This is a genomic window from Clostridium tetanomorphum, from assembly GCF_017873215.1.
Taxonomy (GTDB): Bacteria; Bacillota; Clostridia; order Clostridiales; family Clostridiaceae; genus Clostridium_AO; species Clostridium_AO tetanomorphum.
This window is the reverse complement of record NZ_JAGGKA010000012.1, coordinates 63,561-81,981: the sequence shown is the minus strand read 5'-3', so window position 1 is coordinate 81,981 and position 18,421 is coordinate 63,561. Positions and strand designations below refer to the sequence as shown.

The following is an 18,421-nucleotide window of genomic DNA, read 5'->3' as shown; positions in this document are numbered from 1 at the left end:
TTTTCTGGTGCTAATAATTAAACTATTTTAGGACATTTTCAAAAACAGTTGACACAGTTTATCGAAATTTTTTTAGTGTAGATTTCTCATATTTCTTTGGTCTTTGTTTAATACTATCCTATAAAATCCATTAAATCTTTGTTGAATATTTCTGGCTCTTCCATAAATAAGATATGTCCACATTTAGGATAATCTATTGCTTTTGCATTAGGAATTACTTCTTTCATATATTTAGCTGTTTCTGCAGTACAAAAAATACTTTCTTCTCCTCGAGCTATTAAGCATGGTACTGTTATTTTTTTCAACTCTTCTCTGTAATCTTGATTTGACATGGAAACCCAGCAGTCTACTACTACATGAGGAGTATTTTTTCTAACTTGTTCAAATACCCAATCCATATCTTCCTTTATCCTACAACCAGAGGTAGCAAATAATGATGGTACAAAAGTTTCGATAACCTTTGGCCAATCACCAGCTACATTAGCAATATGATTCAAATTATCTGCATGAGTAAATTCACCAAATAACCCCATCTTCCACTGGAAATCAGCTACTACTTTTGGGGTCATATCTATAAAACATATGTTGCTTAAGTTTTCACAACCAAACTGTCTTACATATTCTAAAATTATAGTAGTTCCCATAGACCAGCCTGCTACAGTTACATTCTTCAACTGTAAATAATCAATTAAATTTTTTAGATCCTTAGCAAGTCTTCCCATAGTTAATCCATTTTCAGGACGTTCTGAATCACCGTGACCTCTTAAGTCATAGGTAATTACTTTATATTTTTCAGTTAATTTTGAAACTTGTTTTTTAAAAAATCCATGATTACATGTCCATCCATGGGTGAAAACTATGGGTTTTCCTTCTCCTTCAATTTCATAATAAATCTTTGTGTTGTCATCTGTTAAAAAATAAGCCATAAAGAAACACTCCTTTTAGTTATATAAATAATTTAGTTATTAATATTAAATTGATTTACTTGCTCTTTTAAAGTTTTAGCTACTTTTTCTAAATTACTAGACATAGAAGAAAGCTCTTGCATGGTTGAAGCTTGTTCTTCTACACTTGAACTTGCTTCTTCGAAAGCTTTAGATGCTTTATCTGATATTGTTGATATGTTTTCCATAGAAGTAAAGACTAAATTCTTTTCTTTATCTATTTGTAATATACTTTCGCCTAATCTAGTAACTAATTTAATCATTTCTTCTACTGAGTTATTTATAGTTTCAAAAGAATCATTTGCCCTATTGGACGCTTCCTTTGTTTCATCTACTATTACTTCTGCCTTCTTTACATTCATTTCAGTTTTCTCTATTTCCAATTGCATTTCTTCAATTATATTTTTAACATTTTGAGTAGCGCTATCTGTCTGTTCAGCTAATTTCTTTATTTGATCTGCCACAATAGAAAATCCTCTTCCAGCTTCTCCAGCTCTAGCTGCTTCTATGCTGGCATTTAATGCCAATAAGTTAGTTTCATTTGCTATACTATTTATTGTTGCAACTATATCCCCAATAAATGTTGACTTATTTGATAATTCATTTACATTTTTAGCAATTTCATTAGATACCTCTATATTCCCTTTAAATTTATCTGTTAAATTGTTTAATGCATGAATTCCATTTTTACTAGCTTCTCCAGTTTCTTTTACATGTGTTTTTACTATATCAGAATTTTTAGTAGTACTATTAATTTCATCTTCTAAGCTAGATAGCTTGTCTACAGCATTTTGTGACTCTGATGCTTGTACTGATGCACCTTGTGCTAATTGGACAACTGTAGAAGAAACTTGATTTATTGAGCTTGCTGTTTCTTCAGCAGAAGTAGCCAATGTTTTGGAGTAATTAAAGGTTTCCTCAGCTTTATCAGATATATTTTGTATAAATGATTTAAAGTTTTCTTTCATAACATATATATCTCTACCTATATTTCCAATTTCATCAGATGTTATTCTTGCTATATCTACATTTAAATTTTTTTCTGAAATATAATTTATTGCAATCTCTATTTGTTTAATGTTCTTTTTTATGTTAGATACAAATATATAAGTAAATACACTTAATACATATACCATAATAAGTAGAGCTACTGTATAATAAGTAAAAGTATTTGTCTTATTAAGTAAGCCAGTATCTATAGAGTAAGATACGTAAAAATAAGTAAAACTTATTAATATTAAAATAGCATAAATTGTTCCAAATATTTTATTTCCTAAAGAGAATTTAATATAGCTAGACTCATCAATTAAATAGTCATTTAGTCTTTTTTCTATAAATATATCCACAAGAAGTTTTTCAGAATTTAAATAATTAGTTAAAAATCCTGTAAAAGATAAACATAATCCTATTACAGCTGCAGCAAAATATTGTTGTGAAGTTATTGGTATAAATATTTCAGCAACAAACATTATACTAGGAACGCCTAAAAACCATCTAAAAAACATCGTTAAACCTTCTCTTAAAGGAAATTTTAACAAGTTCTTTTTAATATTACATGTTTCATCATAACTTAATTCATCATTTCCATATAATAATTTTAAATTATTATATAAAGTTCTTTTCCTTACTACTATCCCAACAAAAATGTTGAATAAAATTGCTAATATAAGTGCTAAAGTACCATAAGCAAATCTTTCTTTCCAAAAATCACCAATCAAGAATGTTCCTATAATTGCTAATGGCATAACTACTGCATAAGTTACTAATTCTAAATTAAGTGTTAACTGCCAAAATAATTTCTTAGCTTTCATAATGATACCAACCCTTCTAATTAGTGTTATATATTGTCATTAAAATAATATAATGTAACATATTCCATAAATATATCGTGGATATTTTTGTAAACTTTATGTATTCATTGTATAAATTTAAATAAAAATAGTATCAATATTTACTATATAAAATCCTATTTCTCTAGCCTTTTTAATTAAGTCCCTTATGTTTTTGCCATTATGTTCCCAAAGCAAGGTTTCTCCTCCACAGAAAAATAAGATTCTTATGCCCTCATTATAAAAATTTTTCATTTCTTCCACTATATTCTCATAAGGATTCATGACTTTATTTATATTATTTACTGCACAATGTTTACAGTGAAGATTGCAATAATCTGTTAAAATTATAGTTCCTAATATAGACTTCTTTTCTTTAAATATAATTGTTTTTATTCCAAACATAGTAAGCTTTAAAAACTTTCTCTTTTTCATAGTTAATTCTCCAATCTAAATTTTTTATCCGATGACTACTCACTCTAATACTCCCATTTCGTTTTAAATGGGCGTAAAGAGCGTACATACCTAGATAACGGTTTGTAAGCTTCGGTAAAAGTAAAAACTTCTTCTGAAGCCAAGAACTCTGTTTATAATTCTAGCTTTTTTATCCATGGATTTTTCATGGACTCTCCCCATAAATAATTTAAGTAATATATAGAATATTGCTTTTCCACATAGTGATAAGCAAATCTTCCCAGCTCCGTTAAAAAAATTTTATTTTCCTTTTCCTCACACATTTTAAGTATTTTAAGAATCTTAAATAAAAGCTTGAATTCCTTTTCCATATTTTTATTAAACAACTCATAAAATTTATCTCTATTTATTATTCCGTCATAGCATCTCCAAAATATCCAAAATATCATCTTTTCCCTGTCAGTCATAATATTTACAATATTTATTGGAAGTTTCTTTGAATGTATTTTATAACTGTTCTTATATAAACTTTCTTGTGATTCTACATAACTTTCCTCATAAAAATCTGAGTTTATTACATAACCGTCCCCATGTGTGTGTGCATAATGTAAATCTTCAGTTAAAGCCTTTATATATTCATTCACATTAAAGGTATTTAAATAAAAGTAATTAGAAAAAAGTGAACTAGCTCCTGCTCCTATTCCTATAAAACTTTCCCTAGTAACAGAAGTATATCTGTTATCTTCTTCCTTATCATAAGTCCATACAGAGCTTCTTTTATATCCATGTTCCTTGGATACATCATCAATTAATTTAAGTATCTTTCTTTCTTGAAACTCATTAAATCTGTTTAAATTTCTTTCCTTTATAATTTTATCCATAGGAGTCATAGGAAATATTATAAGTGGGTATATAGAAAGTTGGTTAATATTATATGAATAAATCTTTCTTAAATCATACTCAATTTGTTGAATAGTTTGTCCTGGTATATTAGTCATAATGTCTACATCCACACATTTAAAATTAAATTTAATTATTTTCTCTAAAGCCTGCTGTGCATCTTTAGCTGTGTATTTCCTACCTAGAAATTTTAATTTATCATCATTAAAGGTTTGTACACCTAAACTTACAAGATTTATACCTGCAAGCTTTATTTTAGCTAAAAGTTCTTCTCCTACCTCTGTAGGATATACCTCTATTCCAACATCTCCATTAAAGTGAAATTCTTTTCTTATAAAATCTAATACTTCCTTTATTTCATCTATTAAAAGAGTTGGTGTTCCTCCTCCTATATATATAGATGAGATTTTTTTATCCTTTAAGTATTGTTTATATATATTTATTTCATTTAAAAGAGCATTTTTGTATTTTTCGGCCTTATTCTTTTCATAAATAACTTTATTATAAGGACAATAGGGACAAATACTTCTGCAAAATGGTATATGTATATACATCCCTGTATTCTTCTCTATTTTGCTAAAATCTATCATGCTATCCTTATAAGAAGTAAATATAAATTTATCTTTCTTTTTAAGTATTATCCGTCTGAACATATCTGTAATCATATATGAGTTACCTCCTCATTACACTTATGGTGCAATTATACACTATAAGTGTAATGAGAAAAATACTTATCATATAACTTCACATTAAAGTTTATCAATTTGATAATTTTTAAAGAATAGCAAAATAAATTAAAAGTCCCTTCTTTTAATTTGATAAAATAGAATTTAAGGCGAAACGATATACAAATATTTCCCAATAATGAAAAATTTTAAGGAGGAAACAATTATTATGTATAAAAATTTTGATACAATTTCACAATATTATGATTTAATGTATGTAAAAAGCCATGATTATTTAAATGAAGTAAATAAAATCATAAAAATTTTTAATACTTATAAAAAAACAAGTGGTAATAAATTATTAGATATTGCTTGTGGAACAGGGGGACATATAGAATATTTGCAAAATTATTTTCATGTAACTGGTATGGATTTAAGCAAATCAATGCTGAAAATTGCCGAAGAAAAATTTCCTAATATATCTTTACTAGAAGGAGATATGTTTAATTTTAATTTATCTGAGCAATTTGATATTATTTTAAATCTTTATGGTTCTATTGGCTTTGCTCATAACTATAGTCAATTATTAGATGGTATTTTGTGTGTTAATAAGCATTTAAAAAATGGTGGAGTTTTTATTTTTACTCCTTGGTCAACAATAGAAACCTTTCAAGAAGGATTATTTTCGGAAAATAAAACAAAAGGATCTATACAATTTTCTAGAATGGAATCAATAAGTCTTTCTGGAGATAGGAAAATTACTGTAGATATGCATCATTTAATTGGTGAAAACAATAAAATTAAATATAATCATAATACTATGCACCTATCACTATTTAGTGAAAAACAATATAGGCAAGCTATTAAAACAGCTGGATTAACCTTATTGAAAAGATTAGATGAAACAGAATTTTGTATGGGAGCATTTATATGCATGAAACTGTCAAGTGATTGATAATAGATATGGAATAAACGGAGCTGTCGCATTAAGGAATTTATATACAATATACTATTTTCCAAGTTTAAAGTTAACACAATATATTATAGGATTTATTCTTAGTGCGACAGTTCCTTTTATTTTTTATATTTTTACATTAAATTTTTCTTTAATCTATACAATTTTTCTTAAATTTAAAATAACCTATGCTTGTTGCCAAAATGAAAATTGTAATAGCTGCTATTATAAAAACCCCAAAGGAAGCAATTCTTCCCTCATCCGGTGCGGACATTGCTACAAAAGGCATACACCAGGGATAAATTTGTCTTATTTTTAATGTTAAAATAGGTAAACCCATAAAAGTACAGAAAATGTTAATCATTAAAGGAATACTAAAGCTCTTTAGAGAAATTGTAAATGCCATTTGAATAGAAGCTAATACAAAAGCAGCTATAAGACATAAAAATAAGGCATTTAACATAAATCCCCAAGGTATATTTGATTTTATTCCAGATACTCTTCCTAAAATAATATAAAACACTAAAAGTGACGCCTGAGTTTTAAGAATCAACTCCCATGAAACCAAAAGCTTTGCCCCATATATATTCCATTTTGAAACAGGAAGCGCTAAGATTTGCTTCCACCCACCACTCATATGCTCATGCCTACATATCATTGAAACATAAACTCCAGATAAAATAGGTAAAATAAGTAGTCCATAAAATAAAGTTACTTGTGTCCATGCTTCCAGCCATTCATTATCTCCAGACTGGACTAAAACATTATAATTAAAATAAAAATTCATTAAACCTAACAATATACTGAGCATAGGAATAAATACAGCAATTAACCAAAATCTCTGTCTTTTTGTTTTTAATCTTTCAACAAGTATACATTTAAAAAACATTTTTTCATCACCTACCATTCTTTTTTCACAAAATGTCTACAACCTAGCTTTAGTATGATACTTCCTACTATAAAACTTAGTAAGATATACGTACTTATATCATTTGATTTAAGTATCATATGCTTTTCCATAGATAGATAAACTGGCGATACTAAAGATGGATAACTCCAAAATAAATATTTTGTGGCTTCTGACATTTGAAAAAATATTCCTGCTACTGTTCCTATAAGTCCAACAGCAATGGAGAATCCTTGGTTTGGTATAATCATTGATATCCACATTTGAAAAACAAGAAAAGGAAAAGCTGCTACTACTGGAAATAATGCTTCCTTAAATAGAATTGAATATGGAATAGGCCCTCCATAATTCATTACATCCCCTATAAAAATCATTCCTAGAAAAAGTATACACACAAGTATCATTTGAAATACTAACATAATTAACAATTTAACTAAATATATTTTCTTTCTTGTAGTAGGAAGTGTAAATAATAGCTTCCAAGACCTGGTTTTATGTTCTAAATTTGTAAGACTTGCTACTGATAAAGTAATTGCAATGGGTAATAAGAATATAATAAATTGGTGACTTGAAACAACTGAATAACTCCAAATATTTGTTTTAAATTCTCCTGCCTGAATTAAAAGTTTTTTGTGGAGTCCCACTGCATATATAAACATAATTCCTACCATAAAAAATGGAAATAATATATTTACCCAAAACACAGAGGTTCTTTTAATCTTAAGCCATTCACTAAAAAACATAGATTTCATCTATATATCTCCTCCTTTATCAATCAGTTGGAGAAATATATCCTCTAAAGTTTTTATTCTTTCTTCAATTCTATAAACAGAAATATTATTGTTAACAAGTAATTCATTTACTTTAGCTATTATTTCATCTTTCTGTGGGGAAATCTTTATAATACCAGGTTCTGTTTTAACCTGTAAACCTTTCTTTTCAAGAATTCCCATAGCTTTTTCAGGTTCATTTACATTAAATACAATACTTGCATTACTTTTTTGTCTTAACTTATCTATGGATCCTTGAAAAATAAACTTCCCTCCATTTATCACTCCCACTTGGGTAGCCATTTGATCAATTTCACTTAATAAATGACTTGAAATCATTACTGTCATGCCGTAAGCTGATGGTAAACTTTTAATCAACTCTCTTATATCATGAATCCCTGCTGGATCTAACCCATTAGTTGGCTCATCAAGAATAAGAAGTTTTGGATTTCCTAATAATGCCATAGCAATTCCTAAACGCTGTTTCATTCCTAAAGAATATTTCTTTGCTAGTTGGTGTTTTGATTTACTTAACTTTACAATATTTAACACTTCATTAATTCTTTTTTTAGGCACATTAAGGATTCTCTGTATAACCTGTAAATTTTCATATCCTGTAAGGTTACCATAATAGGTAGGTGATTCCACTAAAGACCCTATCTGTGCTAATATTTCCATAGAAGATTTTCTTAGTTCTTTACCAAATATAGATATGTTTCCTTTTGTAGGAGCTGCAAGTCCTAAAAGCATTTTTATAGTAGTAGTTTTTCCTGCACCATTAGGGCCTAAAAATCCATAAATTTCTCCTTTTTTAACTTTTAAGCTAATATTATCCACAACACATTTTTTTTCATATATTTTTGTTAAATTTTCTGTATAAACTACATAATCATTCATCCTAATCACCTCAAGTATTATATTAAACTTATGAAATAAACTTGAAGTAAACTGAATCTGAATTCTACCTGAATTTTTAATGTGGATTACAATTTGGAAGAGTAATTATTATTGATGTTCCCTTATCTATTTCACTATGTATATTTATTTTTCCATCATGAGCAATAATAAACTGTTTTGCAATACTCATGCCAAGACCATTACCATCTTTACATGTGCTTCTATGATACCTTTCAAAAATATGCTTTTTTGTTTCTTCATCTATGCCCTTTCCATTATCTTTAACGTTAATTATTATATCCTCTTGTCTAACATTTAAGTATGTGTTAATAATCGTTCCTTCTGAATTGTGTATTGCTCCATTCATTAATATATTGATTAGTGCACGTTTAAATAACATTGAATCAAAAAGTGTTTCATAATAATCTATATTTGATTCAAAATACAATTCTCTTCCTTTAGACTTAGGATGATTAACTGTATCAATTATTACACAACGTATAAATTCTACAATATCCTTTTTTTCTTTATTTATTGGCAATTCTCCACTTTCTAGCTGAAAAGAATAATTTAGCTCTTCAATACATTCTTCCATATAAAGGGCCTGATTTTGTATCTTTTGTAAAAATTCCTGCTTTTCTTCTTCATTCCATTGATATTGCTTAGATAAAAGCATTGTAGAATATCCTTTAACATAGGATAGAGGTGTTTTTAAATCATGGGATACCCCTGCAATCCATTCCTTTCTCATTTTATCTAGCTGCTTTCTATCTTCTTCATTTTTAATTAATGCCTTTGTTAAATAATCTATTTCTTTAATCAATCCTCTATAAAGGCAAAATACTAATCTTATATTTCCACTTTTAGAACGGCTTCTAGGTTTTCCATGTCTATTAACAGGTTCCTTAAAATTTCCTTTTGCAATTTGTATATTCCACTTTTGAATATGTAACATTGGATAAATTAAATACCAACCATATACAAAAACAAAAGTAATAATTGCTACATTTACATGATTATGAATTACAAACTTAGAGATTTCTCCCGTTATTTGCTCAGATAATCCAAGCATTGGAGCTAAATTTATAAAACTAGTTAATACAAATGCAATACTAAAAATCACTATAGAAAAAACTAAAATTAAACTTATAATAAAATAAACATTAGATAAGATATAGTCCTTTACATATTTCATAGTTATCTTTCCTCCGGTGGAACAAACTTATATCCTAAGCCCCGTACATTTACTAATATTTGTGGTTTACTAGCATCTTCTTCAATTTTTTTCCTTAAACGCAGCATATGTACCATTACAGTGTTTAAATCTCCTAAACTTATTTCTCCCCACACTTGTTCATATAACTGCTGTGTACTAAAAATTCTATTTGGATGTGCACACAAAAAAGTTAAAAGTTCAAATTCCTTAGCTGGACACTCAATTTCATTTTCTTCTACAAATAATTGTGCTGTACTTACATTAAGTTTAAACCTTTTATAATCATAAACCTTAGGATAACTGCTAAGTATTGTTTCCTTTGTAATCTGTATTCGCCTGAGTTGAGCTTTTATACGAGCTACTACTTCTAATGGATTAAATGGTTTTGTTATATAATCATCTCCTCCAATGCCTAATCCCATAAGCTTGTCCAATTCTGTTGTTCTTGCAGTTAAAAATATTATTGGAACTGTAGTAATATCTCTAATCTTTGTACAAAGTTGAAAACCGTCTGTATCTGGAAGCATAACATCTAAAATAATAATATCAGGAGAAAATGAACTAAGAATCTTCAATGCTTCTTCTCCTGAATATGCTTTTTTTATATCTATAAAACCTTCTTTTTTCAAAACCAGTTCTAGCATTTCTACTAGACCTACTTCATCATCGATTAAAAGAATTTTCTCCTTCATCTTATTCTCCTCCAAATTATATTATTTAGTATGGTTTTTGTCAGACTCTTTTATCTATCTCTTAAATAAAACTTTTTATTTTAATAACTAAATCCTAACATAAAACTAAATTCTATTAATCTACAACTGCCTTTTAAATATTATTGAATCAGTATTCAACTTTTCTAGTGTTGTATATGTAGATTGCTTTTCTAAAATTCCTATAAGTTCCCAACCTTCTTCACCATATTTATTTAATTGTTCTTCTACTGTTAAATTATTATCTGAGCTTAAAAAATGATCCATAGTAAACATCTTATATTCCCATTTCATATAAAGTAATCCTCTCCTTTTAATTTTACTAAGAAAATATATTAAAATAAACCTGACAAAAACCATTTAACACTCCATTAATATTATTATCTACTAAAATAATTGAATTATTTGCTAATAGCTTTAATTTTGTATAAAAAAAATACGAACTAACCTTTAGTTCGCATTAATATTTCTCTACTAATTTCTTATAAAATTTTAAACTTCTATTTAATTTTCACATCCATATATAGTTTGGATGGTGACTCACCGGGGAATCGAACCCCGGACACCATGATTAAAAGTCATGTGCTCTACCGACTGAGCTAGTGAATCATATGGCTGGGATGGCAGGATTCGAACCTACGAATGCAGCAGTCAAAGTGCTGTGTCTTACCGCTTGACGACATCCCAATATCGTATATTTTATCAAAATAAAGTCACTAACACTTGTTAATCTAATCTAGCTATCTTACATTTATAGCGACAATGTTTATTTTACTAATTGAAAAACATTTTGTCAAGTTTTTTTCATATAAAGTGGATAAACAAATTATTATTTATCCACTTTTAAGCTTAACTTATGTTTTGTGTAAAATATTTATCAACTTTTATTGTGTTTTAAATTTATTCATTTGTTCTAACATATCTCTTGTCATTTCATTTAAGTTTTGAGCTGTATTTGCTACCTCTTCTGAAGATGCATTCATTTGCTGTGCTGATGCAGATATCTCTTCTGAAGATGCAGATATTTCTTCTGATATAGATGCTATAGATTCTGATTTGTCTAAAATATCATTTTTATTTTCTTCTATAATTTGTGCTGAATTATTTATATTTTTTATTTTTGGTATCATATTTGCAACTGATTTTGATATTTCCTTAAAAGAATTCATAGCTTCATCTGCTGTAGACCTTTGTCCATTTAATTTTTCGTTTACTTCTTTTGAACTCCTTACCATATCTTTTGTATCGTCTAAAACTCCATTTATTATATTGTATATATCCTCTGAAGACTTTCTACTCATTTCAGCAAGCTTTCTTATTTCATCAGCAACCACAGCAAAACCTCTACCTGATTCTCCTGCACGAGCTGCTTCTATAGCTGCATTTAGTGCTAAAAGATTAGTCTTTTCTGATATATCGTTTATAAGATTAGTTATCTCATTTATTTTTCCTACATTTACTTCCATCTTTGATATTTTAGATTCAAATATTTCAAATTCTTTAGTTATGCTTTCTATTGAATTTAATAATTCTTCCATATCTTTATTACTAGTATTTGCTTTTTTATCTATTTCATTAGACATACCATGTATTTCTTCTATATCACTTACAGTAACATTTATTTTTTCGCTAAAATCATTAAGCATTGATACTATTTGTGTTAATGCTTGTGCTTGACTTGTAGCTCCACTAGCTACCTCTTGTATAGCCAATGATATATTTTCAGTAGATGCTGTAAATTCTTCGGATATAGCTGCTAAATTATTTGCTTTATCATCAATTTCTAAAGAACTTCCCTTTAAACTTTTTATCATATTTCCTATAGAAAGCACAGTCTTTGATAAAGCATTTGCCATATCACCTAATTCATCTTTTCTATCTGCTACTTTTTTATCCACTTCATTAGTTAAGTCACCTGTAGAAACTAAATTTAAATTATCTCTCATACTTATTAAATTTTTTGATACTTGTCCAGCTATAAATAATATAACCATAAAAGCTATACACATACCTATAATTGATACTATAATTATATTTCTTGTAATATATGATACCTCTTTTAAAACCTCATCTTTAGGTGTATATATAGCTACAGACCAACCTGTACTCTTCATAGGTGAATAACTTATATATTTATTTTCGCCTTTATAAGTATACTCAGCAGTACCTTCTTTTCCCTGAATCATAGCTTCTTCTATTTGAGCTAAATCTTTTAAATCTCCGTCATTTTTAGACATTTCTATGGTATTTTCTCTATTAATAACAGACTCTTTATTTTTATGTGCTATCACATAACCATTTGAATCTATCATGTAGGCTCCACCATTTTCTCCTACTTTTATAGTATTAGAAACATTACTTATATCATTTCCCTCTCTTACAGCAGTAAGTGCTCCTATGATAGTATTGCCATTTTTAATTGGTACTATATAAACTATAACTACCTTACCATTAACTTTGCTTACTGTTGGTTCAGATACAGTACTTCTACCTTCCATAGCTTTTTTAAAATAAGGTCTATCCTTTATATCTACTATAGTCCCGTCAGTTTGTGTTGATTTACCTTCCTTGTTTACAATTCCCATTTTTATATGGTTATGCAATTTGACTTCTTCTTGTAATATATTCTTTTTCTTATCTAAAGTTATTTTATTATCTTTTATAATAGGGTTATTAGCTAAAGTTTCTAAAGAATATAGATTAGCTTCAAGCCCTTGTTCTATGCTTTGCACTGCCTGTCTACTAACTTCTAACATAAGATCTGATGTCTTCTTTTCAATAGTTTTTTTAGACATAGAATATGTTATAGACGAAATAGCTACACATATTATGAAAAAAAGTGATAGAAAATATACAAGCAATTTTCCTTTCATACTTTTAAGATTCATCTTTTTCCCTCCAAACATAATAAATACTTTGTATTTTGTTATTCGTGATTTTTTTTATAAATCTTTACACCTTCACTAATTATTATCAAAATATCAGTGTATCAATGGAAATATATCGAAAATTATCAATTAAAGTAGTAATTATCTAATACATTTAATCTTAAGAAAATCTTACGTTTTATTTAGTCTTATTTTAAACTTTCTATTTTAAAATAAATACATAACTAAAAAGGAGGATTCATTAATGAAGAAAGTTAAACCATTAGCAAAAATTATTTTACTAGGTTTGTTATTTGTATCAATATTAAAAAATGTTATTCCTGATATTAAAAATAATATAATAAGTAAAAATTACTCTTCTGAAAATGTACATGAATTTCTAATGAGTAAAAAAAATAGGCAAAAAACATATTTAGCTGCTGTTGACTTAAATGGAGGGAATTCTGAAAATACCTGCGTTTTTTTTGTAAGTGAGGTACTAAGAAGAAATAATTATGAAGTTCCCAAATATATGGGAAACACCGGTGATTTCATAAACTTTTTGAATGAGAGAGGATGGAAAAAACAAAGAAATTATAAAAAATTAAAGCCTGGAGACATATGTTTCACAACTGACGAAAAAGGAACTACCAACGGAATACCTTCTCATACATACATATTTATGGGATGGGTTGAAGGGCAAAAATATGATTATGCATATATTTGTGACAATCAAGCAAAAGATTATGATAACCAAGTATACCATATAAGAAATATAAGAAAAGTAGATACCATTAAAGGTCTCACCAAAGATGCCTTTAGCTTTTTTATGACATCACAATGATTCCTTTAATGAAATCTACAAAAATTTTTGCTACTACCTGTATCTTTCAATAAATATTTCTAGACTTTTTGTGGTATTGTTAATATCCTCAAGACTAGATAAAATTTTATCTGTAGCAGCTGCCTGTTCTTTACTAACTTGCCCAGTATTTTCAATGGAATTGCTAATTTCCTTTACAGAATTATCAATTTCTATTAATGTTTGTTGAATACGCTTTGCCGCCTCTTGTGATTGATCTGCTAATTTACGTACTTCTTTTGCTACTACTGCAAAACCTCGACCTTGTTCTCCTGCTCTGGCAGCTTCTATAGATGCATTGAGCCCTAGCAAATTAGTCTGGGTAGCGATATTTTTTATAAATTCCAATATTTCTGTAGTATCATGATTCTTATTAGTTAATTCCTGAGCCATCTTAACTGCTGTTTCTCCTGATTTTGCTAAGGTATTAGCATCCTCAGAAACTTGTTTAGCATTTGATGATACTTGTTTAATTGTTTCAGCTAAGCTTACTATATTTTCTATTAACTCCTTATTATTTTGAAAATCTATTCCTGAACTAAGTGTTCCAATAATTTCATTATTAATACCATATATAGGTGTAAAAATAGTTTTAATAGCTCGTCCATACACTTCTGGAGGAATGTCTGCAAAAGTTTCTTTATTGTATCTAATACATTCTTCAATGGTATCGATTCCCTTTATTGGCTTTCCTTCAGGCAAATCTAGTTCAAATTCCTTTGCCCTATAATACCCTAAATACTCTTGTAAATCTGTAAGCCCTACTGCCATGTCATCATGCACAATCTTATTTATGTATGGCAGTACTAATTTAAATGCGGCTAATATTTCTTCATTAGTTTTGAAAATCTTTTTGTTTAACTTGTTGTTTCCCATAATATACTCTACCTCCTATTATATAAGATTTTATCATGATTATATTTTTTATGTTACAAAATAATTCTATAAACATTATAAAATTTCATTTTATACCTATTTTTCAAGTTTATAATAATTATACTCCTATTAGCTAACTAATTAAATATTTTTAGCCAAATTAAGACTTTGAAAGTCATATATATTTTTAATTACTACAAAAGTTCACAATTAACTACAAATATTATTATCAAATTTTGCATAATAAATAAAAAGCATATACAAACTTTAATTTCACTGTATATGCTTTCTATATATAATTAATTTCTTTTATTAATGACTTCCACGAACTATTTTAAAGCCTTCATTTTTAAGTATTTCTTCATGCTTTTCATATTCATCACATTCCACATTTATACAAAGTGCTAAATGAATAGTATCCACATTATTGCTTTTAAGTTGAGTTATTTTATGTTCCCAGTCTTCATCTGTTCCCTTAGTTTCTTTACAACCACTACAATAGAAAAAACTTGCAAGAAGTGGTTTTTTATCTTTATATATTTCAAAAGCTACTTTGCAATTGTTGTAAGCTTTAAAACATCCTGTACCTGAACATTTCCCAATTAATTTTCTACATGCCATTATTGCTATAGCCATAATATATATCCTTTCTTTAAATTGTTTTAAAGGTGATGTACATTGGCTCTTGTTGTGTATGGATTGTACAATCCACCTCATATACTTCTTTAATAAGCTGTGGCGTTAATACATCTTTGGGCTCTCCATTAGCCACAACATTTCCATTATGCATAACATATAATTTGTCACAATAAGCAGCTGCTAAATTCAAATCATGAAGTGCTACCACTACTGTAATACCTAAAGATTTAACTAAATTTAATATTTGAATTTGATATTTTATATCTAAATGATTTGTAGGCTCATCTAATATAAATAATTCCACCTTTTGAGCTAATGCTCTAGCTAAAAGAACCCTTTGTTTTTCTCCCCCTGATAAAGTTGAAAAGCTTCTTTTAGCATAATGAAGCATATCTACTTTTTCTAACATTTTCCTAACAATTTTATAATCATTTTCATTATCCTGTTCTAACATCTTTTTATGAGGACTTCTCCCCATAAGCACCATATCCTCCACTTTAATATCAAATGCTATATGATTAAATTGACTTACAACACCTAATTCACGCGCCATATCTTTTATAGGCATAGTAAGAAGATTTTTTCCATCTAAATATATAGCTCCTGATTCAGGTTTACAAACACGATAAACTGTTTTTAATAAAGTGGACTTTCCACTCCCATTAGGGCCTATAATTCCTACAAATTCCCCTTTATTAATCTTAATACAGGCATCTTGTACTATTGTTTTTTTGCCTAATACTACATCTATATTTTCAATATTTAACTTCATATTCAATTACCTCTCTCCAAAACTATATGCACGCTTTATTATAATATATATAAAGAATGGAGCTCCTAATGATGAAGTTATAATACCTATAGGCATCTCCATGTTTTTAAGAATAATACGTGCTAATACATCTGCCCATACAAGAAAAATACTTCCAATAAGCATAGCTATAGGTAAATTATTTTTGTGATTTGATCCAACTAAGCCTCTAGTTATATGGGGAATCACCAATCCTATAAACCCTATAATGCCACAATTTGCTACTAACACCCCAGTTAATATAGCTACTATAATCATATATAATTTTCTATATTTATTTAAATCTATCCCTAAAGTTACAGCTGCTTCATCTCCTAGAAGCATAGTATTCATAACACGACATTGGCATAAAAAGAAAGTAGCTAGTATTAGTACAACTAAAGTTGGAAGCCATAAATTACTCCACTTTCCACCTGTTAAACTTCCCATAGTCCATTCTGAAATAGAACGTACTGCATCATTGTTATTAGTTAGATATACCATTAAACAAGAAAAAGATGAGCATATAAGACTAACCACCATCCCAGATAGCACTAATTTTACTGGGGTAATCCTTCCACCTATACTAGATAATTTAAAAACTATTATTGAAGATAACAATGCTCCAATAAATGCCCAAAATGCCACTCCTATGTTTAGAAATGTTCCTGTTAAAACATTAGGTCCTATTAATATAAAAAATGTAGCTCCAAAAACAGCTCCTGAAGAAATTCCTAATATATATGGATCAGCTAAAGGATTTTGTACTGTTGCTTGCATTACAACTCCACCTAAGGCTAATCCCATACCCGCAATTACCCCAAGTAATACCCTTGGTAATCTTATTTGCCATATGATATCAATAAATGACACTTGAACAGTAGACTCTAACCCTTTAATATTAAATAGCTTGTACATAATAACTTTATACACATCCGCTGCAGGTATTTTTACAGAGCCAATAGCCACTGCAAAGATTATTGATATTACTAAAACTATAAATAGGCCTGTTACAATCATTAAATTAGTTATTTTCACTGGTTTTAAATTTTTATTTTCTTTAATAGTAACTTTTGATTTTAATGTATCTTCCATTTTATTTAAATAATTCAGGATATAGTTCTTTAGCATAACGTTCTACTGCATCAACAGTTCGAACTCCGCCAGCCCATGTTTCTGCTAAACCAGTGATAATTATTTTATTATTCTTAATAGCATTTACATTAGCTAAAGCTTTATTTCCAGTAAGTATTTTAGCTAAGTTCTTATCATGTATTTCCTTTTCATCTCCAAAATGTACAAGTACAATAGCATCCGGATTAGCAGATACTATATTTTCAAGACTCATAGTACCTGATTTTTCACCTAAATTTTCTCCACCTGCTTTTAGTACCATATCTCCTACTAAATCATTTTTACCATATAATCTAAACTTACCGTTTCCGCCATCTTCAAGAATTAATACTTTTTTCTTATTTTTAAGCTTAGATGTTTTTTCTTCTATTTTATTTAGTCTATCTCTTAAATTCTTAACATATTTATCAGTTTTATCTTTAATATTAAATATAGTACCTAAGTCATCAATATCCTTGAATCCATTCTCTATGGTAAAATTACCCACTGTTTTCACTGTATTACGTTGAGCAAAAGTTTTAACATTTCGTTCATTCCACTCTTTTACATCGCCTAAAGTTTTATCTGCAAATACACTTTTCCATCCAAAAATTAAATCCGGTTGTAAAGCTAGCACCTGTTCCTTTGTTGGATATTTTTCTGATGTTACAGGAACTTTCTTATATTTATCTACTAATCTATCTAATATTGGATTATCAAGATAGCAGGTACCAACTAAATATTTCTCTAAACCTAAATCTAGCATTAATTCAGTAGTAGTTTGATTTGTAGTTAATACTCTTTCTGGCATTTTATCAAAAGTTACCTTAATCTCTTCTCCAGCAAAATTATAGTTTGTTATTGTTACTGGATAATTAGATTGCTTGTCTCCTTGCTTTACTGAAGTTTCCACATTATTTTTATTTGTACTTTTAGCATTTTTTGATGAATTACTTGCAGAACATGCACTTAATGACATTATCATTGAAACAGTAACTGCTCCTAATATTAACTTTTGATATAATTTTTTTATAGCTTTCCCTTTCATATTTACACTCCTCTTTCTT

Annotated in this window: 18 protein-coding genes and 2 tRNA genes; 2 read left to right on the top strand and 18 right to left on the bottom strand. The window is 28.2% G+C overall.

Features of this window, described 5'->3' with window-relative positions:
* Positions 1-113: 113 nt before the first annotated feature.
* The 4 genes from J2Z24_RS12505 to J2Z24_RS12490 form a co-directional block, all read right to left on the bottom strand.
* Entirely contained in the window at positions 114-926 is an 813-nt protein-coding gene (locus tag J2Z24_RS12505; RefSeq protein WP_035145660.1) for an alpha/beta fold hydrolase, read from the bottom strand.
* 32 nt (positions 927-958) lie between these two features.
* Entirely contained in the window at positions 959-2,755 is a 1,797-nt protein-coding gene (locus J2Z24_RS12500; protein WP_035145658.1) for a methyl-accepting chemotaxis protein, read from the bottom strand.
* A 117-nt stretch (positions 2,756-2,872) separates the two neighbouring features.
* Positions 2,873-3,208, bottom strand: coding sequence for a radical SAM family protein (locus J2Z24_RS12495; protein ID WP_338078422.1), 336 nt, complete (start codon positions 3,206-3,208; stop codon positions 2,873-2,875).
* Positions 3,209-3,360: 152 nt separating this feature from the next.
* Complete coding sequence (locus tag J2Z24_RS12490; protein WP_035145656.1) at positions 3,361-4,752, bottom strand: coproporphyrinogen-III oxidase family protein; 1,392 nt, start codon at positions 4,750-4,752, stop codon at positions 3,361-3,363.
* Between the two features lie 199 nt (positions 4,753-4,951).
* Here J2Z24_RS12490 and J2Z24_RS12485 point away from each other — a divergent pair, with 199 nt between their 5' ends.
* The gene (locus J2Z24_RS12485; RefSeq protein WP_085058994.1) at positions 4,952-5,707 is read left to right on the top strand and encodes a methyltransferase domain-containing protein; all 756 of its coding nucleotides are present in this window, start codon (positions 4,952-4,954) and stop codon (positions 5,705-5,707) included.
* Positions 5,708-5,858: 151 nt separating this feature from the next.
* Here J2Z24_RS12485 and J2Z24_RS12480 read toward each other — a convergent pair whose 3' ends face one another.
* From J2Z24_RS12480 to J2Z24_RS12440, 9 genes are all read right to left on the bottom strand, one after another.
* Entirely contained in the window at positions 5,859-6,596 is a 738-nt protein-coding gene (locus J2Z24_RS12480; RefSeq protein WP_051593146.1) for an ABC transporter permease, read from the bottom strand.
* A gap of 11 nt (positions 6,597-6,607) precedes the next feature.
* A complete protein-coding gene (locus J2Z24_RS12475; protein WP_035145653.1) occupies positions 6,608-7,366 on the bottom strand; it encodes an ABC transporter permease in 759 nt (252 codons plus the stop codon).
* Positions 7,367-8,281, bottom strand: coding sequence for an ABC transporter ATP-binding protein (locus J2Z24_RS12470; RefSeq protein WP_035145651.1), 915 nt, complete (start codon positions 8,279-8,281; stop codon positions 7,367-7,369). It lies immediately after the preceding gene.
* A 76-nt stretch (positions 8,282-8,357) separates the two neighbouring features.
* Positions 8,358-9,476: a sensor histidine kinase gene (locus J2Z24_RS12465; RefSeq protein WP_035145649.1), complete on the bottom strand. Its 1,119-nt coding sequence runs from the start codon at positions 9,474-9,476 to the stop codon at positions 8,358-8,360.
* 2 nt (positions 9,477-9,478) lie between these two features.
* A complete protein-coding gene (locus J2Z24_RS12460) occupies positions 9,479-10,189 on the bottom strand; it encodes a response regulator transcription factor (protein WP_035145647.1) in 711 nt (236 codons plus the stop codon).
* A 120-nt stretch (positions 10,190-10,309) separates the two neighbouring features.
* The gene (locus tag J2Z24_RS12455) at positions 10,310-10,501 is read right to left on the bottom strand and encodes a DUF4177 domain-containing protein (protein WP_035145645.1); all 192 of its coding nucleotides are present in this window, start codon (positions 10,499-10,501) and stop codon (positions 10,310-10,312) included.
* Positions 10,502-10,740: 239 nt separating this feature from the next.
* Positions 10,741-10,816, bottom strand: a tRNA-Lys gene (locus J2Z24_RS12450).
* A 3-nt stretch (positions 10,817-10,819) separates the two neighbouring features.
* A tRNA-Gln gene (locus J2Z24_RS12445) sits at positions 10,820-10,894 on the bottom strand.
* Between the two features lie 197 nt (positions 10,895-11,091).
* Positions 11,092-13,095 carry a methyl-accepting chemotaxis protein gene (locus J2Z24_RS12440; RefSeq protein ID WP_035145643.1) on the bottom strand — a complete coding sequence of 668 codons (2,004 nt, stop codon included), beginning with the start codon at positions 13,093-13,095 and terminating at the stop codon, positions 11,092-11,094.
* A 244-nt stretch (positions 13,096-13,339) separates the two neighbouring features.
* Between J2Z24_RS12440 and J2Z24_RS12435 the strand changes: the two genes are divergently transcribed.
* Complete coding sequence (locus tag J2Z24_RS12435; protein ID WP_051593145.1) at positions 13,340-13,918, top strand: hypothetical protein; 579 nt, start codon at positions 13,340-13,342, stop codon at positions 13,916-13,918.
* Positions 13,919-13,951: 33 nt separating this feature from the next.
* On the opposite strand, the gene J2Z24_RS12430 is transcribed toward J2Z24_RS12435, so the two are convergent.
* The 5 genes from J2Z24_RS12430 to J2Z24_RS12410 all read right to left on the bottom strand — a co-directional run bounded on the left by J2Z24_RS12430 (position 13,952) and on the right by J2Z24_RS12410 (position 18,402).
* On the bottom strand, positions 13,952-14,812 hold the full coding sequence (locus J2Z24_RS12430; RefSeq protein ID WP_035145639.1) for a methyl-accepting chemotaxis protein: 861 nt from the start codon (positions 14,810-14,812) through the stop codon (positions 13,952-13,954).
* Positions 14,813-15,124: 312 nt separating this feature from the next.
* Positions 15,125-15,448, bottom strand: a complete 324-nt coding sequence (locus J2Z24_RS12425; RefSeq protein WP_035145637.1) for a CGGC domain-containing protein — start codon at positions 15,446-15,448, stop codon at positions 15,125-15,127.
* Positions 15,449-15,464: 16 nt separating this feature from the next.
* Positions 15,465-16,223, bottom strand: coding sequence for an ABC transporter ATP-binding protein (locus J2Z24_RS12420; protein ID WP_035145777.1), 759 nt, complete (start codon positions 16,221-16,223; stop codon positions 15,465-15,467).
* A gap of 6 nt (positions 16,224-16,229) precedes the next feature.
* Complete coding sequence (locus J2Z24_RS12415) at positions 16,230-17,372, bottom strand: FecCD family ABC transporter permease (RefSeq protein WP_085058992.1); 1,143 nt, start codon at positions 17,370-17,372, stop codon at positions 16,230-16,232.
* A complete protein-coding gene (locus J2Z24_RS12410; protein ID WP_035145636.1) occupies positions 17,338-18,402 on the bottom strand; it encodes an ABC transporter substrate-binding protein in 1,065 nt (354 codons plus the stop codon). Before J2Z24_RS12410 ends, J2Z24_RS12415 begins: the two co-directional genes overlap by 35 nt.
* Between the last annotated feature and the right edge of the window lie 19 nt (positions 18,403-18,421).

Excerpts from the sequence above, each read along its gene's own strand:
- J2Z24_RS12485 (WP_085058994.1), top strand. The coding sequence starts at position 4,952 with ATGAAAAATTTTAAGGAGGAAACAATTATTATGTATAAAAATTTTGAT.
- J2Z24_RS12435 (WP_051593145.1), top strand. The coding sequence starts at position 13,340 with ATGAAGAAAGTTAAACCATTAGCAAAAATTATTTTACTAGGTTTGTTA.
- J2Z24_RS12460 (WP_035145647.1), bottom strand. The coding sequence starts at position 10,189 with ATGAAGGAGAAAATTCTTTTAATCGATGATGAAGTAGGTCTAGTAGAA.
- J2Z24_RS12480 (WP_051593146.1), bottom strand. The coding sequence starts at position 6,596 with ATGTTTTTTAAATGTATACTTGTTGAAAGATTAAAAACAAAAAGACAG.
- J2Z24_RS12490 (WP_035145656.1), bottom strand. The coding sequence starts at position 4,752 with ATGATTACAGATATGTTCAGACGGATAATACTTAAAAAGAAAGATAAA.
- J2Z24_RS12465 (WP_035145649.1), bottom strand. The coding sequence starts at position 9,476 with ATGAAATATGTAAAGGACTATATCTTATCTAATGTTTATTTTATTATA.
- J2Z24_RS12495 (WP_338078422.1), bottom strand. The coding sequence starts at position 3,208 with ATGAAAAAGAGAAAGTTTTTAAAGCTTACTATGTTTGGAATAAAAACA.
- J2Z24_RS12505 (WP_035145660.1), bottom strand. The coding sequence starts at position 926 with ATGGCTTATTTTTTAACAGATGACAACACAAAGATTTATTATGAAATT.
- J2Z24_RS12430 (WP_035145639.1), bottom strand. The coding sequence starts at position 14,812 with ATGGGAAACAACAAGTTAAACAAAAAGATTTTCAAAACTAATGAAGAA.
- J2Z24_RS12475 (WP_035145653.1), bottom strand. The coding sequence starts at position 7,366 with ATGAAATCTATGTTTTTTAGTGAATGGCTTAAGATTAAAAGAACCTCT.
- J2Z24_RS12415 (WP_085058992.1), bottom strand. The coding sequence starts at position 17,372 with ATGCTAAAGAACTATATCCTGAATTATTTAAATAAAATGGAAGATACA.
- J2Z24_RS12500 (WP_035145658.1), bottom strand. The coding sequence starts at position 2,755 with ATGAAAGCTAAGAAATTATTTTGGCAGTTAACACTTAATTTAGAATTA.
- J2Z24_RS12410 (WP_035145636.1), bottom strand. The coding sequence starts at position 18,402 with ATGAAAGGGAAAGCTATAAAAAAATTATATCAAAAGTTAATATTAGGA.
- J2Z24_RS12420 (WP_035145777.1), bottom strand. The coding sequence starts at position 16,223 with ATGAAGTTAAATATTGAAAATATAGATGTAGTATTAGGCAAAAAAACA.
- J2Z24_RS12440 (WP_035145643.1), bottom strand. The coding sequence starts at position 13,095 with ATGAATCTTAAAAGTATGAAAGGAAAATTGCTTGTATATTTTCTATCA.
- J2Z24_RS12455 (WP_035145645.1), bottom strand. The coding sequence starts at position 10,501 with ATGAAATGGGAATATAAGATGTTTACTATGGATCATTTTTTAAGCTCA.
- J2Z24_RS12470 (WP_035145651.1), bottom strand. The coding sequence starts at position 8,281 with ATGAATGATTATGTAGTTTATACAGAAAATTTAACAAAAATATATGAA.
- J2Z24_RS12425 (WP_035145637.1), bottom strand. The coding sequence starts at position 15,448 with ATGGCTATAGCAATAATGGCATGTAGAAAATTAATTGGGAAATGTTCA.